At 59.4% G+C, this 16,162-nt stretch carries 13 protein-coding genes; 7 read left to right on the plus strand and 6 right to left on the minus strand.

Annotated features, from left to right (window positions below):
* Positions 1-117: 117 nt before the first annotated feature.
* From ACFSOZ_RS33890 to ACFSOZ_RS33900, 3 genes are all read right to left on the minus strand, one after another.
* A complete protein-coding gene (locus tag ACFSOZ_RS33890; RefSeq protein ID WP_379105413.1) occupies positions 118-2,538 on the minus strand; it encodes a serine/threonine-protein kinase in 2,421 nt (806 codons plus the stop codon).
* 88 nt (positions 2,539-2,626) lie between these two features.
* A complete protein-coding gene (locus tag ACFSOZ_RS33895) occupies positions 2,627-3,616 on the minus strand; it encodes a glycosyltransferase family protein (RefSeq protein ID WP_379105415.1) in 990 nt (329 codons plus the stop codon).
* 187 nt (positions 3,617-3,803) lie between these two features.
* Positions 3,804-5,615 (minus strand): glycosyltransferase family protein, encoded by a 1,812-nt coding sequence (locus ACFSOZ_RS33900; protein WP_379105417.1) that lies wholly within the window; start codon positions 5,613-5,615, stop codon positions 3,804-3,806.
* On the opposite strand from ACFSOZ_RS33900, the gene ACFSOZ_RS33905 reads away from it, so the two are divergent.
* On the plus strand, positions 5,583-5,858 hold the full coding sequence (locus ACFSOZ_RS33905; RefSeq protein ID WP_379105419.1) for a hypothetical protein: 276 nt from the start codon (positions 5,583-5,585) through the stop codon (positions 5,856-5,858). The two genes, ACFSOZ_RS33900 and ACFSOZ_RS33905, sit on opposite strands and share 33 nt — an antisense overlap.
* Before the next feature lie 174 nt (positions 5,859-6,032).
* On the opposite strand, the gene ACFSOZ_RS33910 is transcribed toward ACFSOZ_RS33905, so the two are convergent.
* On the minus strand, positions 6,033-6,467 hold the full coding sequence (locus ACFSOZ_RS33910; RefSeq protein WP_379105421.1) for a hypothetical protein: 435 nt from the start codon (positions 6,465-6,467) through the stop codon (positions 6,033-6,035).
* A gap of 95 nt (positions 6,468-6,562) precedes the next feature.
* Positions 6,563-8,266, minus strand: coding sequence for a heparinase II/III domain-containing protein (locus ACFSOZ_RS33915; protein ID WP_379105423.1), 1,704 nt, complete (start codon positions 8,264-8,266; stop codon positions 6,563-6,565).
* A gap of 532 nt (positions 8,267-8,798) precedes the next feature.
* On the opposite strand from ACFSOZ_RS33915, the gene ACFSOZ_RS33920 reads away from it, so the two are divergent.
* The 5 genes from ACFSOZ_RS33920 to ACFSOZ_RS33940 all read left to right on the plus strand — a co-directional run bounded on the left by ACFSOZ_RS33920 (position 8,799) and on the right by ACFSOZ_RS33940 (position 14,713).
* Complete coding sequence (locus ACFSOZ_RS33920) at positions 8,799-10,511, plus strand: caspase family protein (RefSeq protein ID WP_379105425.1); 1,713 nt, start codon at positions 8,799-8,801, stop codon at positions 10,509-10,511.
* Positions 10,512-10,757: 246 nt separating this feature from the next.
* Positions 10,758-11,330 carry a caspase family protein gene (locus tag ACFSOZ_RS33925; RefSeq protein ID WP_379105427.1) on the plus strand — a complete coding sequence of 191 codons (573 nt, stop codon included), beginning with the start codon at positions 10,758-10,760 and terminating at the stop codon, positions 11,328-11,330.
* A 10-nt stretch (positions 11,331-11,340) separates the two neighbouring features.
* On the plus strand, positions 11,341-12,969 hold the full coding sequence (locus tag ACFSOZ_RS33930; RefSeq protein ID WP_379105429.1) for an extracellular solute-binding protein: 1,629 nt from the start codon (positions 11,341-11,343) through the stop codon (positions 12,967-12,969).
* Between the two features lie 426 nt (positions 12,970-13,395).
* Positions 13,396-13,692: a hypothetical protein gene (locus ACFSOZ_RS33935; RefSeq protein WP_379105431.1), complete on the plus strand. Its 297-nt coding sequence runs from the start codon at positions 13,396-13,398 to the stop codon at positions 13,690-13,692.
* Positions 13,693-13,822: 130 nt separating this feature from the next.
* Positions 13,823-14,713, plus strand: coding sequence for an adenylate/guanylate cyclase domain-containing protein (locus ACFSOZ_RS33940; RefSeq protein WP_379105433.1), 891 nt, complete (start codon positions 13,823-13,825; stop codon positions 14,711-14,713).
* Positions 14,714-14,743: 30 nt separating this feature from the next.
* On the opposite strand, the gene ACFSOZ_RS33945 is transcribed toward ACFSOZ_RS33940, so the two are convergent.
* Entirely contained in the window at positions 14,744-14,908 is a 165-nt protein-coding gene (locus ACFSOZ_RS33945; protein WP_379105435.1) for a hypothetical protein, read from the minus strand.
* A 174-nt stretch (positions 14,909-15,082) separates the two neighbouring features.
* Between ACFSOZ_RS33945 and ACFSOZ_RS33950 the strand changes: the two genes are divergently transcribed.
* Positions 15,083-15,907 carry an IS5 family transposase gene (locus tag ACFSOZ_RS33950; RefSeq protein WP_379092658.1) on the plus strand — a complete coding sequence of 275 codons (825 nt, stop codon included), beginning with the start codon at positions 15,083-15,085 and terminating at the stop codon, positions 15,905-15,907.
* Positions 15,908-16,162: the final 255 nt, after the last annotated feature.

The raw sequence follows: 16,162 nt of genomic DNA on the forward strand, positions 1-16,162 counted from the left end.
GTCTGAACCCGTGGTGCGGGTGGAGTACGAACCGGGCTTGGCCAGGTTTTGCCCCCGCTAATGGCCTCGCGGCTTCGTCCAGGTTCTTGCCAGAGAAACGGCAACCAGGAACAGATTCTACTGAGCGCTTGAGCGTTGTTCCTCGTCGTATGAAAAAAAACCAAAGTCTACTCCGGTCACGTCGCCACGCCTCGCCAGTGTTTCGGCCAATGCGGGCAAACCGGAAGCTGCAGCGCCAGCTCGGCTCAGATCGATCGCTCTGATGCTCGTCAGCGCGACGATGATGCCCGGCGGCATAAAGTTTGAGCGCGCACCGTTAAGAGTCATTTTGAATAGCGATGTGGTGTTGGCGGTAGTCGTATCGTCTTGCAGATCGAAGACCGTTCCTTTTCCGTCGACTGCAAAGAGATGAAGCATCCGCGAACCGACGTTGGTGACGGTGCCGGCAACTTCGCCTCCGCTCACGCTGCCAAGCTTGGTGAAGTTCAGGTTCGGGTTGTCACTGGTCGAATCGTTGATTGTCTTGAGAAAGGCTGTGATCGGACATTGGCGGGCTGTAATGATGTGGCCGTCTATGTGAGCGTCGCCACTGCCCGATGAGGCCAGCGCGGACTTAATACGATCGAATGGCGCCATCGAGAGGCCAATGCCCTTGATCGCCATCGCGTTGTCCGATTGGGCTATGATTGAGGCGAAGAAGCATTCGTCTGGGTTAAGTGCTGAGGCCGAATTTGTCTCGTCCGACGTAGCGTTCTTGTTGAGCGCGACAGAAGGCTGCGTCGTGCCGCCGTCGCTCTGTTCCTTCGCCGATGCGACTGGCCCGGAGCTCAATCCCGTATTGCCAGCGCCATCTGCGCTTGGTTTCACAGCCTTCAGCTTGCCCTCCTCGACTTGCCCCGCGCCCGTGGCGGTGCTGTCATGGGTAACCTCGCTGCTGGCAAGGGGCCGATCCGCGCGAGCGTAGGCTTCCTCTTGATTTGCCTGGGTGTTGACGCTGGGCTGTTCCGGGCCGGTCGGCGTCGGGTGCTGACTAACCGCGGAATTGGTACCGGGCGGCTTGGCGGTGGGTGGGGTCTGCTGATTTGCCGGCGTGTTGACGCTGGCCTGTCCCGGACCGGTCGGCGTGGTGTGCCTATTGACCGGGGTATTGGCGCTGGGTGGCTTGGCGGTGGGTGGGGTCGGCTGAACAGTTTGGCTGTTGGCGGATGATGGAGATCCGTTTCCGCCTGAGCCAGATGCTTTGTCGCCGTTCTCTGTGAGATCGGTTTTGCCATTTCCAAAATCGATCAATCCCGAGAAATATGCGCCTGTGCCGGCGATAGCTGTGATTACGAGAAATACGCCCGCGAGCAGGCCGGTTCGTGACAGTCCCACGCTCTTGGTAATTTTCGCGGCAGACTTGCTCTCCTGCGCTCGGAAAATCGTCTGGCCCTTCAGCACCGGCGGGACATGCTCTACGAACTGAGCATTAGCCAAAGCCGGCCTTCTAACCGGATCGGTGGTGGCCCCGGCTTGGATAGCAGCGCGCGCCGGGTCATCGTGTGCCTGCTGCTGCGAGGAATCCTCAAGACTAGCCATCACAGCAGGAGAGCTGCGCTTCTGGGCCTCGGACTGGACGCCTTGGGCGGGTTGACCGAAGGCGCGGGGAATGGTGGCCTCAAGCGAGGGCGCCTCTGCTGCGTCTGCTGGCAGCTGCAGCCAATGGGCGATCTGCGTCATGCTGCGCGGCCGGTTTTCGGGATCGGGCTGCAGCATTGCTGCCAGCAGTGGCCGCAGGCTGATGTCGATATCGCTGAGATCGGGCACCGTGCCGCGCTTCTCGATCACGTCGGCGGGGAACGAGCCCATGTCGAGCGGCTTGCCGCGCAGCGCGGCCGCCATCACCAGCCCCATGCTGTAGATGTCTGAACGGTTGGTCACCTGGCGGCCAAGCAGACCAAGTTGTTCGGGAGAGACGAAGCTGAACTTTCCAGCAAAGCTGTCGCCGAGAATAGTGTGTTCCCCGGAGCTGGCGGCGCGTGCGATGCCAAAATCGATGATCTTGGGGTCAGTCACATTGCCATGCTGCAGGATGATGTTGTCTGGCGACAGATCGCGATGGATTACGCCCGCCTTGTGGGCCAGCGCCAGTCCGCCGGCCACCGGACCAAATAGTTGTCGTGTCTCCTCCAAGGAAAGGGGGGCCGCCTTCAGGCGTTCGGCCAGAGACTGCCCTTCCACAAACTCCATGACCAGATAAGGTCGCCCGATCTTGGGATCCCGAGAGAAGGAATAGTAGCGCACGATGGTCGGATGATTCAGGCGGCCGAGGATCGTGCCCTCCTTTCTGAACAACTCGAAGACCTTTTCGTCGCCGACGAGTTCGGGACGCACCGTCTTGATGGCGACCGGCTCGCCGGTCTCGATATTGTGGCCACGGTACACGTCGCCCATCCCGCCCGACGCAAGGTGTTCGTCCAGCTGATAGGTGTCGTTGAGGCGCACCCCGGGGTCGAACCGGTTCGTTGAGTGAATGCGCGTTTGCTCGAAAGACGCCATCATCGCCCAAAAGTTGCGCAGCGGACGGGTGGCCGACGCATCTATAGCCTAGCCCGGTTCATGATACTAACATCATGATGTGCCCCTGTCAGACGGTTTTGCGCTGGGCGGCGATCGCATGTTCCTCGATGAACCGTACGATGGCGTCTGCGCCGTTCGTCCAGACGATCTCGTTGCAGCGCTCCGCCATTCTTTGCCGTTCCGTCGAGTCGAGAAGCCGTTCGATCGACGGGCCTGCGCCGGCGAGATGATCGTCGCGGCGCAGCAGCAACGCCATACCCCGCTGCTCCGACCAGCGCGCCCGGCTGAGCTGCTGATCCATCCCTTCTGCTTCGTTGGGAACAAAGAGCGTGGGAATCCCGCCAAGGATACTCTCGTGGAAAGCGTTGTAGCCAGGCGCGCAGACCGCCGCATCGAAGGCGCGGCTGTGGCGAAATGCCGGGAACAGGTCGATCACCCGGTGCCGTGGCTCGGTCGGGATTTTGGCGCCGCCTATCGGGCGGACACTCGATCGTAGGTCGAGAACAACCACTTCAGGACGGCGCAACAACGCCGCGATCGCGGCTTCGCGGACTGGCCGCATGTCGAAATTGGTCCCGGAACCAAGCTGCAGCGCGACTACAATCGCGCCCTCAGGCAGCGCCAGTTCCCTTCGTGCTTGTTCGCGTTTTAACCGTTCTTCGGGTGCGAGCAAGAGCACGGGTGGGACGCGATGAACCTGGTGCTGATGTTCCTTGGTCGGACCCTCGTCGAACTCGTCGGCCAGTTCACCGGGCTCGATGACGGCGTCGAAACGATGGGACAGCGCAAGGAATTTGCGGTGCATCTCGCTCCACATCGGTCTGCGCAACCACACCGAATAGATCTCGTGATGACGTGCCATGGTCTCGATCACGCCACCGTAGACGGCGGTGGCATCGTAGACCAGGGCCGCCGGTGGCGCGTATCGGATCAGCAGCTCCAGTTCCAGCTCCAGCTGCGGATTCCAATCGTCGGGATCGGTGCCGAGCGCGTAATGATGTGGTATGAACAGGGTCGGATGGCCACCTTGCGAGGCCAGCGCGGCGGCATAGGACATGGTCAGGAAAAGCGGTCGCCAGTGCGGACCCATACGCTGCGAGACAGCTAGCTGTCGCGTAAGGTGACCAAGACCGACGCCATTGGACGACAAAAAGTAAATGGTTCGCTTTTCCGTGATCGTAAGTCCCCCAAAGTCGTGCAAAAAGGCCTGTAGAAAACCCCAGCGATGCGTCTGTGGTTTGCGGTCAGCTGTGTCTCGAGACGTCCCAGTCCGTCCGCACAATCCTCGCATGGTCCTCGATAAAGCGGGCTATGTCATCCGCGCCGTTCCTCCATTCGAGCTTGCGGCAGCGCGTCACCATTGCGGCTTGTTCTATGGGATCCAGCAGTTGCGCGACGAGGTCGCCCGTTCGCGACAAATCGAAATCCCCGCGCAACAGCAAGGCCATGCCGGACAATTCTGCCCAGCGAGCGCGGCTCAGCTGCAAGTCCATGTTGTCAGCCTCGTTAGGGACAAAGAGCGAAGGGACCAAGCCTAGAATGTTCTCGTGGAAGGTGTTGTAGCCGGGAGCCGCGACAGCAGCGTCGAACGCCCGGCTATAGCGGAACGACGGGAAAAGCTCGATGATGCGGTGACGCGGATCGCGCGGCGGGTCAGGCGTGAAATCAGCACGGATCGGTGATCGCAAATCGAGGATGATCGTGTCGGGCCGCGCCAGAACGGCACCCACCACTGCCTCGCGGACCGGTCGCATGTCGAAATTCGTGCCCGACCCTAGCTGCAGTGCAACCACCGTTGCGTCATCGGGAAGGTTGAGGAATCGTCGCGCTGCCGCTCGTTCAAGCCGCTCGTCCGGCGCGAGCAGCAGTACCGGCGGGACAATATAGGCCCATTCCTTCATTGCCCTCGTCGGGCCATGGTCGAAATCGTCCGCCAGTTCGCCTGGCTCGATGACGGCATCGAAGCTGCGGGCACACTCCAGAAACCCACGGTGGCTTTCGCGCCACATCGGTCGGCGCACCCATACCGAATAGATGTTCGGATGCGTTGCTAGCGCTGATATGACGCCGCCGAATACGGCGGATGCGTCGTAGGCGAAGACTCGCGGTCGCAGGTGCGTAAAAAGGTCGAAGAGCTCCTCGGCTAGCACGAGATTCCAGTCCTGAGGATCAGCACCTATACCTTGATGGTGTGGCAGGAAGTGCGCATGGTATCCAGCGTCCGTCGCAAGTTTCATAGCATAGGACATGGTTGCGAAGACGGCCTTGAGATCCGGCGTCAGCCGTTGGGCGATCGCCATCTGTTGGGCCAGATGGCCTATCCCAATGCCGTTGGTAGAAGCAAACAGCACGGAACGCACGGGTAAGGCCGACATCAGGGCATTAGAGCCCTTCGATCCCTGTTTCTGCGTCGGAATGCCGAACAGCTCATTCAGCCTGCGAGCAAACAATTCCGACCGGTGATGGTCTGCGACGAACTTCCGCGCCTTTTCCGACTGTTCGACATAAAGTGCGGTTTCGTCTACGAAGCGAGCGATGGTGGCCTTGACCTCGCACGGCTTTGCATAGACGGCAGCATCTCCGAACAGCTTGCGGAAATGCGCGGGCAGGATCACGACCAGTCCGACGGCGAGCGCCTCGAGTATGGTCCGACCGAACGCCTCCGACCATGCGGCGCTGTGAAAATAGACATAAAAATCCAGTCCGTGCAGGAACTCGGCGACGCCGTCGTATGAGAAAGGCAGTATCTCCCAGTTGGAGGGCGGCAGGCCATACATTTCCTCTAGGAACTGGCCCCCGCCCAGTATGCGGATCCGATAGGCGCTGCCATCCGGCGGATAGGCGCAGATGGCGTCGGCAACATTGTCCGGCCATTTCTGTTTGTCCGGCCGGGCGTGACGTCCGATGACGACGGGCGTTGACGGGGCGCGCGGCGGGCGCGGTGGCCAGTCGGCCATGTGAATCAGGTTGATCCAGTCTTGCTCAATGACGGTCGAGCCCTTCGGCAGGCTGCGCGGCAGTGAATGCCGCACGATCCGGCTGACGGGCGCGAGCATGACATCGGTGTCGAACGCTGCGCAGCAGTTGGCGACGACCCGATCGAGATCGTACTGAATCTTGCCGGCGCGATCGAATACCGGATGGTGCAGTACGACGACCAGTTTCTGTGTGGCGATATGCAGGCGACTGGTAAAACGATTGCTGACAATCGTTGGATGATGAAGCAGGACGAGATCGGCTTCGACTTTGGACTCGGGGTCGATGCGCTCGACCCCCCCCGCTGTCGATCAAAGACCTGAGGTCGGGGTGCATGGGAAAGGGGTGGCCGAGCAGCGGACCCTTGACCGCCAGCAGGCCGACCTTCAGGCCGGCGCGCCCTCCCTCCCTGATTTCCAGTGCAAGCGCAGTCGACGTGCCGCCTTCAAAGCGCACATCTGCAATGAAGACGACGTCGAGCTTCATCATGAGGAAGCCTATGTCCGCGGCGGGATGCTCGTAGGCGCAGCTGCGAGAAACGCGTCAATATTCATGCCGTAGGACAGGATCAGCCGCGGCTTCCACTTTGCGAGAAGCAGGCCCCATCGTTCCCGCAGATAAGACTGCCAGGGCATGTCAGCGGCATGGACGCGTTGTTCGACGAGGGGTGGCATATATTCAAACGCAACGGCTTGTTCGCGAAACGCGGTGAAGTCGCTGTCGTCAGTCAAAAACACGAGCTTGTCGGCCTTCGGGAATTTCTTTTTGATCGTTTCGATGATCTCCGGGACAAGCTTTGCCTCAACGCCAATAACGACAACCAGCACAGTGTCGAGCAGACCTCTCGACCGGTAGATGTAAGGTTCGTCGTCAGCCAGTGTCTTGCCCCTCGGCTTGGAGAACTGGCGCAGCATCGAGAAGAGTTTTTGCATGGTTGTTCTCGCGACCGAAGGCTGGCGATTGTCCGCTGAATTAGCGTACCAATGCGAGCTTCAGACTGTCAAACGCTGGTGTTGCCACGCGGATTTCACGGGTTCAACAAAGCAAGCCATTCTTGGAGCCGCCTTCCGACATGCGCCACCTCATTTTCATCGGATGGCTTCGCTGCAAAGAGAGCATTCAGCTGGGCGGGTTCGCCTCCGACACGGAATCGACAAAGCACCCGGGTGAATGCATCGTTGTCGCCTTCCCGCGGCTGGGTCGCGACGCGCGCTGCGGCTAAGTCCGCCCCCTTTAGGCCAGTGACCCGCAAGACGACCGATTTGTTTCCAAGCGTCAACGTTGCGCTCGGGCCGTTAAGTTCGACCTGCGCGAGGGTGTTGATGCGCCAATCCGCTGCAACAGGCGTGTCCCCTCGGGGAAGAATTCGGTCAGCGATTGCGACGCCACGCCCAGGCAGCACGGCAACGGCGCGAACAAAATGACACGGCGCGTCGGGATCCTCAATCCGATATGCCGCTGAGAAGTCCTCAATTCCGGAGCAGGATCCGAGGAAAATGGCATGCGCCGCGACGGCCTGGTTGTTGTCTTCGAACACTAGTGTGTTGTGAGCAGCCGTGGTCGTTCGAAAGTAACCGAAACGGGCATTAGGCGAGAAATAGCCTGGCAGGGTGTAGTCGTCGCGGCCAAGATCGCTGACAAACCGCCGGCCGTCGACCTCGAGGATAAAGCTGCCGAGATCCAAATGAGCATGGTTGATGTTGTTCGCTCCACCTTTGAGCGCGACGTAGAGATCTCCACTTCGGATGACGGTGACTCCGGCCTCGATAAAGCTTTCGGCACTCTGCCTGCGCGTTGTCGGCTTCGCAGGTGGGTCGGCGCGCCAAACAAGATCGAAAGGGCGCGGAGGGCCGGGAGCTTCCTGCTGCCATGCCGCCGCTTCAGGATCGCGGACTCGATTGGCCAGCCAACCCAAGGCATGGCAGCGATCCGGATTCGCGACGTTGTCGCCATAGTCGAAGAACATGCCCGACGGAGCTGTCATTGCCTTGCCGAAGCGCCAAGTCGAGGCGAATGGGTCTGGCGAGTGAAAGCCGAGCGTCTTGGCCTCCTCAAGCGCTGCCACAGCCAAAGCCGCATAATCCGTCGCATAGGTCCAATATGTCGGACCTTCGTTGTACCCGCCATCGGGACTATATGTGTCGAGGCCGCGCGAGAGTGTGGCCACGGCCATGTCGATAACCTGTTGTGAAAGGACGGGTTGCGAACGCCGCAACGCCAGGGCTGCGATGATCGACCCTGCCGAACAAACGATGGTCCAGTTGTCCGCGGTACGGACCCAGGCAGAGGGGAGAAGAAAAGACTCTCGAGCCGGGACAAGGCCAAATTCCATCAACGCCGCGTCGATGGCGCTGCGCTGGTCCGTTCCGAGAAACGAAACAATCCAATCTCGCCCCATGCCGACGGCAGCCATGATCTCCGCTGTGTCGATGAAATGTGTCCGGTTCCAATCCGGGAACATCGCCGCAGCGACGAGCTCATCGGCGAGCCGCGTCCGATATCTTGCATCGCCAGTGACGAACCATGCGACGCCAAGTGTCTGCACTCGCTTGGCCAGCTGCCGCGCCACGTCGAGCAGCACTTTGCGCTCATCGAGCGTATGGTGGACCGGCAGAAGATCCAGCATCTGGTTCGCTTCGGCCAGCAGGTGGTCAGCCGCTTGGCTAGCCCATTCATCGTGCTGGAGGCGCTGCCGTATTCGATTAACGCCGCCTGGGCCGAGAAACATCATTTCAGGATTCGCTTTGTTTGCGTTCTCACCAATATCGAGGTTATCTTCACTGATTAGACCGAATTGTAAATTATGACGGAGTTAAGCTTGGCGCTAGCGGGGCGCTCCGAACAAAAGAACGCGACGGCAGGGTTCCCGCCATGTCTTTCTCTCTTAATGCGAACATGATATCTTGACTGCGGACATGATATGCGGTCTTCTGGGGTGACAGCGATAGGTGACTATCTCGGTGTTTCGTAGCGCGTGGAGCGTTCACGGCCGTCCGAGATGAGGGGCACGCCGATGGCAAGATTTTTGATTGCAAAGCTCGCTTCAGTCGCGGCTCTGGTTTCTGGTTCGATCACGCTCAGCGGCTGTCAGACCTCTGCGGGAAAGCCGGTCCTTTGCGATCCTGGCTATGCAGCTCGAGATGGTCGCTGCTATAAGGTAGCTATCAATAAATCCGGGGCGCACACCGCCGACCATAGCAGAAGCTCGGTCTATTGAGGCATGCAGGCAGCCGCGTCGAGGGGAGGAACTGAAGGTTCCGCGATTGTTTTGGATCGGCGATCTTTTTCTCGGGATTCATCCGGCGATTTACGCGTTTCGCCCGCCTTGGCGATCCATCGTGGTCGCCGCGTTCATGCTTGCTGCCATGCCGACGCAACTTGCCCATGCCCAACAGGCCAAGAGCGCCGCGCTCGTCATCGCCAACACGACCTATGCCGCGCTGCCTGCAGACAAGGATGCAGCGAGCGACGCAAAGACAATCGTCGATGCCTTGAAGGTTATCGGCTTCGAGGTCGAAATGGTATCCAATGTCACAAAAGCGGATATGGCACAGGCGATCTCCGCGACCAAGGCTCGACTTGGCAAGGGTGCGACGCTGCTTGTCTACTATGCCGGTCACGCCCTGCAGTTCGACCAGAAGAACTATTTGGCGCCGGTCGATCTGAAACTGGCAAGAGCGGCCGAGCTACCGACCGCCGGCATTGCGCTGGAACAATTGCTCGATGATTTGGGCGGGAGGCCTTCGGCCTCCACGATCGTCATCATCGATGCAGCTGAAAAGAACCCTTTGGCCGGCGGCAAGATTGCGGACGCAGACTCGATCAGCGACGGCCTTGCACGCGTCACAAGCTTGCCATCCGGCACTCTGTTGGCGTATTCCGCCGCGCCTGGCTCGGTAGCGACCAAGACTGGCAACTACGCCAGCGCGCTTGCCGCCGCTTTCAAGGCGCGGGGCAAGGGTTTGGATACAGTGCTCAAGATGACCAGGGCCCGCGTTGTGGTGTCGAGTGGGGGCAATCAGATCCCTTGGGAGACCACGGCGCTGCAGCAGAGCGTGATCCTCTATCCGGAAGAGGACAAGCCTGTCGCAGAGGAGCCGAATGCATGCGATCTTTCTGCCGGCCATCCCTCCGATCCCGAGCGTGTCGGCCCGAGCGTGGACTATGCCAATCTTGACCCACAGATTGCCATCCCGGCCTGCGAGAAGGCGGTTGCCACCGAGCCCGGCAACATGCGCTTCAAGGTGGAGCTTGCGCGTGCGCTGGACAAGGCAGGCCGCGGTGAGGAGGCCGCAGTGCTGAACGCGGAGGCGATGAAGGCCAACTACATCGGCGCCTATCACAATATGGGCAACCTTTACCGCAAGGGGCTTGGTGTCGAGCAGAACCTAGAAAAGGCGTTCGATCTATACCTCTACGCGGCGGAGCGCGGACATCCGGAAGATCAGTCAAACGTAGGTTTCATGTATATGCGGGGCGATGGCGTCGCTAAGGACTACCAAAAAGCTCGCTTCTGGTTCGAAAAGGCCGCAGCGCAGAATTGGGCCACGGCATATGACAAGCTCGGATTGCTCTATCTGAATGGCTGGGGCGTGGGGAAAGATCCTGATCGCGCCTTTGCAGAGTTCGGCAAGGGGGCGAATCTTGGCGACGCACCATCCTTGGTGAACTACGCCAATTGTCTCAAGGACGGTGTGGGTACACGAAAAGATGCTAGGCGCGCCTACCAGTATTACACTCAGGCCGCCCACCTTGGCAGCCAGGCAGCTTACATAAATCTGGGTTTTCTAAATCTGTCCGGCGAAGGGACAGAGAAGAACCTGACGGAGGCGGCGTTCTGGTTCACGCTGTCGTCTCGCGAAGGCAATGAGGAGGCGCAGAAGAGGCTCAACCAGGTCAATGCGATACTCTCGGACAGCGAGAAGCAGAAACTTCAGGAGCGGCTGGACCAGTGGAGCCGTCGCCGCTTCGGATGATTTGATCGGCAACCGACCGCGAAATCTCACAGTGACAGAGGCCTCGAGAACAACGCGCGTCGCGCCTGGAAGATGTTGAAGACCACGAGTCGGTGCTGATGCTGTGGTGGTTCTGTGAGATCAGTGGTAGTTGGCTAGTCAAACGTGCAAGGGGCGGGTAGCGAGCGACGATCGCCGAGATGAAAGGGCTTCCGTGCGTCCGCGTAACGCGCTACGATATTGATGGTGAGCTGATGCGAGGCCAGTATGGTGATCCGTCGCTTCATTTTGATGGCATTTCTAATGCTTGCCTTTGTGTGCGGTTTCGGTTCCCCGCCGAACTGTGCATTCGCGAAGGTGGCTGGGTCAGCTTCTGAGCGACGCGTGGCGTTGGTTATCGGTAATTCACGCTACGCCTCCGCGGGGCCGCTGGTCGATCCTGAACGCGATTCCAGGGCAGTGGCGGCTGCATTCTCCGAACTTGGCTTTTCTAACGTTCTGCTCGAAGCCGATCTGCCCAGAGATCGTTTTTTGTCACGGATCAGAACGTTCGAGGAACTTGCCGATCACGCCGATTGGGCAGTTATATATTACGCCGGACACGGGATTGAAGTTAACGGTGACGACTTCATGTTACCCGTGGACACGCGCCTCCTAACGGACACGGACGTCGAAAAAGAAGCAATTTCGCTAAGCCAGCTGACTGCAGCGACAGCTAAGGCCACAAAGGTGCGTCTTGTTATTGTCGACGCATCTCGCGACAATCCGTTCTTGATGGCTCGGAAGGCAGGCGACCACCGCAACGCCGGCGGCCTGGCGCCCCCCCAAGCAAGCAGGTGACGTTGCAGTCATGTTGTCGGCGAAGGCAGGGCAGCTTGCCCGCGAAGGTGGGCAGTTTGCTAACAGCCCGTTTGTCACCTCGCTGGTGAAGTCTCTTCGCGAGCCGGGCCTCGATCTCGACTCTTCTTTCAATCGCACGCGGAACGAAGTCATTGTCGCGACGGGTGGACTTCAGCAACCTGCTCTCTACGGGACACTTCCGAAACTGGCGGTCATCGCTGCCGCAACAAAGCAAGGGGTTGCCCTGCCAGACGATGCCGCGTGGGACTCATTAGGGATCGCTGCCGATCAGATGAGTCTCGCGCATTTCACTCAGCAGTTCCCAAGAAGTCCATGGTCGGCGGCGGCGCATGTCAGATTGGCCGAACTACAACGAGCACTCGTGGTTTCAGACGCGATGCGCGTGGACGATGAAAGCGCAGCGGACACTATTGACAACAGTCCAGTCACCATTTCGTGCGGAACACCCGGGGTAGAGCTGACATTTTGTCAACGGGAAGTCGCGACGTGGTCCCGAAGCACTGGCAACAAGGTTAAGGTAATCCCAGCACCAGGGCCAATGGACGACCGACTCAGCCTTTATCGAAAGAGCTTCGAAAAGCAGTCAACTGATCTGGACATAGTTCAGATCGACGTAACATGGTCTGGCATGCTCGCGGACTATTTAGTCGACCTCTACGCCTACTCAAATGGCGTAGAAAAGGAGATCTTGCCGAATGCGCTCGACGCCGCAGTTGTGAACGACCGTCTCGTCGCTATGCCTTGGTTCGTCGATTCCGGTTTGCTTTTTTATAGAAGAGACTTGCTGGCGAAGTATGGCCTCAATCCGCCTCAGACTTGGGAGGAGCTAGCTGAGAGTGCAGCCAAAATCCAGAGGGGCGAGCGGGCGCGCGGCGTCAAAAAATTTCAAGGCTTCCTTTTCAACGGCCTCGCAGCGGAAGGGCTAACGTGCTTCGCGCTCGAAATGATAAATGCTTATGGCGGTGAGGTGAAAAATGATGGGAACGGTGGTCTCTCCATAGATACCGCCGCGACCGAGCAAGCTCTGGAGACGATGACCGGCTGGATCGGAAAGATTGCTCCGAAAAGGGTTGTGGGTTTGAGCGAGGAGGCGGCGCGACAAGAATTCCAGAATGGCAATGTCGCCTTCATGCGCAACTGGCCGTACGTGCTGTACCTTGCTGAAGAAAAATCAAGCAAACTCCGAGGGAAGGTTGGCGTAATCTCACTTCCGCGCGGCGGAAATTTTGGCAATCGCACAGGTGTTCTTGGCGGTTGGCAACTTGCAGTATCGAAATATTCTCAGCATCGCAAGAAGGCTGTCTCGCTAGTGATGTTTCTCGCCGGCATCGAGGTTCAGAAAGAACGGGCCATCCAAGGTGGCTACGCACCAGCCTTTGGGGCACTCTATAGTGACCCTGCCGTGCTGAAGTCGAATGCGATATTCCCGGATATGTACACGGCAGCGACAAACGCCATCATACGGCCTTCGCGCTTCCTCGGCCCGAAATACGATGAATTCACCTCGACTATGCGAGAGGAAGTCGATATGGCCCTCAGGGGCAACAAGTCTCCGAAGGCGGCTGCAGAAGCAATAAACGCGCGGTTGAAGGCGATCCGCGTCCCGTTGCAGAGATAGCGAACAGTTCCATGTCGGCGACAGTGAGCCTCTGACTGCCTTCACCAATGCCGGCGCAGCATCACCTGCAGATCGGCCCGCGACGCGTCGGCGATATGGTCAGCGGTGCTTTCCAGTTCGTGCACGAATTGGTGGCGGGACATCGGTTGCTCCTAGAGGAATTTCTCGCCCGCGGCCCGATGCTCAAAACAAAACAGTGTGGCTCCTGCTTCGGCTTGGCGAAGCCCCATCCGGCATCCTTTCTGCAGCCGTCGTGCTCGCATAGATGATGCTGCACACCGGGCGGCGTGGCGCATTCCGGCTTTGGCAACCTGATCTCGTCGCTCATGGGCAACAGTGAACGAAATGAGAACAAAGGGTCAAGCCGGCACTTGACCGGAAAGGAATATGTTCTCAATTCGGATGCATGCCCGAGCAACCCGACAAGTGGCCGAGGGGGCCGCCTGGACCCTGACGCATGCCCATGACGCCGGGCAGGTGGCGGGCATCCGCTGCGCGCGCTGCAACGTCACGCGCTACTACAAGCCCATCGAGCTGCGCGAAGTGATCGGAAACGTCACAATAGACGACGTGCGGGATAAGGTCCGTTGCCAACAGTGCAAAAGCCGCGAATGGATGAGCGCGCAGCTATTCCATCCGACCGGCGAGCAGGCGCACACGATCCGCTTCCGGCGCCTGGTGCAGATCCGATGGGAAAAGCGCGTGATTTGGCGAGATGAGTGAAGGCAGACGCCTGTCCGTCCGAGGCGATCACGCCGAAGCACCGCCCCGGCCCCCAGGCGCGCAATTAGATAAGTCAAAGGCAACTTTGGTGTGTTATATACGCTGTGTTCTCGGTGCGGATACGAGATCGATGGATCAGGAAAGACTTCTAGCCGCAGTCCTCTTAGCTGATGTCGTGGGCAGCACGCCCCTCTATGAGCGCATCGGCGACGATGCCGCTCTGCAGCAGGTCTCGGATTGCCTGGACGCGATGCGCGAGATCGTCGCCCGGCAGGGCGGTGATTTCATTCACTCGAAAGGCGATGACGTATTTAGCCTGTTCGAGAACCCGGAGGCGGCGCTGAGGGCCGTCTGCCAAATCAGCCGCCAACTGACGAAAGGGCCGTTGAGCGCCCGTATCGGATTGCATTTCGGCGCGGTCATTCGCACGCGGGGCGAGGTATTCGGTGACGTTGTCAATGTCACTGCAAGGTTGTCCACCACGGCCAACCCCGGGGAGGTGCTGATCAGCCAGAGCTTCTGCGAAGCCCTTTCCGCGAGAAGCCGCAAGGCATTACGGCTCCTCGACAAAATGGCCTTGAAAGGGAAGCAAGAACTCTTCGATGTCTATACCCTGTGGAGCGACGATGGGGCGCTCGGTACGCAGATCACCAGCTGGGGCACCATTACCGATAAGCGCTCCGCCTCGCCGCGGCAGATCAATCTGGTCATCCGCTATGGAGATCAGTTGCGATCCTGTCGAAACAACGAATTCGTGACCATCGGCCGATCTCCGGAATGCAATATTGTCGTCGAGCGGCCCTGGGTTTCAAGGCACCACGCGACCTTCACTATTTCGAATGGCAGGGCCCGGCTTGTCGAGCGAAGCTCGTCGGGCACATTTGTGTCGATGGGACCCGGCCATGAAGTATTCGTACGCCGCGAAGATATTCTCCTCTTCGGCTCCGGCGTCATCTCGCCTGGACTGAGGTCGACCCTCGGCGACGCCCAGCTTCTTCACTACGAAATTGTCTCAGACTGACCCGGCCGGACTCGTTAGCCGCGACCGGCTTCAAGCGGCTGCGACGATCTCCTCGCCGCGCTGGGCACGCTGATCAAGGCACGCGAGGGCTTCAAGCACCTCGTCCTGGCGATCGGCTTTACTTTCATGATCCTGGCGGACGCAGCCGTGCTGCAGTTCTGGGCCTAAGGATGCAATCCTGAATGTTGCGGCCATTGAGGTCATGCAACGGTGGCAGCGAGAGCTGCCACCGTTTCGCTGTAGCCGACCTCCGCTCGGGGGTCGCGACGGGATCCGAAATGACCGCTATAAGTGTCTGCTCCAAAAAGAAGTGAGTGATTTCAGCGGGTTGTGATTCTGTCGGATTGCTGAGATTCGACGGAGATCATGATGCCCTGGACCGAAACCACTCGCCCTCACTATGAACGGCGCTGCCCGCGCTACGCAAGCGACCTGACGAACGCGGAGTGGGCGCTGATCGAGCCGCTGATGCCGGCGCCGAACCGGATCGGCCGGCCCCGCAAGACGGACCTGCGCGAGGTTGTGAACGCGCTGCTTTACATGGCGTCGTCGGGCGGAGCATGGCGGCTTCTGCCGAAGGACTTCCCACCGTTCTCGACGGTGCAGAAGTACTTCTGGCGCTGGCGGGACGAAGGATTGCTGCGCGCCATCAACAATGAACTCGTCATGGCGGCGCGCGAACGCGAAGGCCGGGAGGCAAGCCCGTCCGCCGGCGTCATCGACAGTCAGAGCGTGAAAACCACCGAAAGCGGCGGCGTTCGTGGCTTCGACGCCGGCAAGAAGATCATGGGCCGCAAGCGGCACATCGTCGTCGACACGCTGGGCCTGCTGGTCGGCGTCGTCGTTCACGCCGCCGACATTCAGGACCGCGACGGCGCCCCGGCCGTCCTGAAATCCATCCTCAAGCGCTGGCCGTGGCTGCGCCATGTCTTCGCCGATGGTGGCTATGCAGGGCCGAAACTGCGGGGCGCCCTGCAAAAGATCGGCAAGTTCACGATGGAGATCATCAAGCGATCGGACAGCGCCAAGGGCTTCGAGATTCTGCCACGCCGATGGGTCGTTGAGCGGACCTTCGCATGGCTGGGTAGGTGCCGTAGGCTGGCAAAGGACTTCGAGCGGTCCATCGAATCCGCACAGGCCTGGGTCCTCATCGCAAACATCCGCATGCTTACCCGACGGCTCGCAAGGGCCTGAAAACACGGCGGTCATTCCGATTCAGACACTAAGGCGCAAAGCAGTCATGCGCGCCTTCACCTGTGAAAGTCTGCTTGGGGTCAGAAGTGGCCTTTTTCAGTATCTCTTTGGCTGACTGAATGTCAGATTTTGCAAGCATGGACATTTGGCCGAATTCCAGTCTGCATTTTATGCAACCTTAGTCCGCGCACTTTGAGTCACAGGCACCTTCCATAAAGCTTATGTGAGTTTGACTACGTAATGTGGGATAGTCAA

The organism is Mesorhizobium newzealandense, assembly GCF_042682145.1.
GTDB lineage: Bacteria > Pseudomonadota > Alphaproteobacteria > Rhizobiales > Rhizobiaceae > Mesorhizobium > Mesorhizobium newzealandense.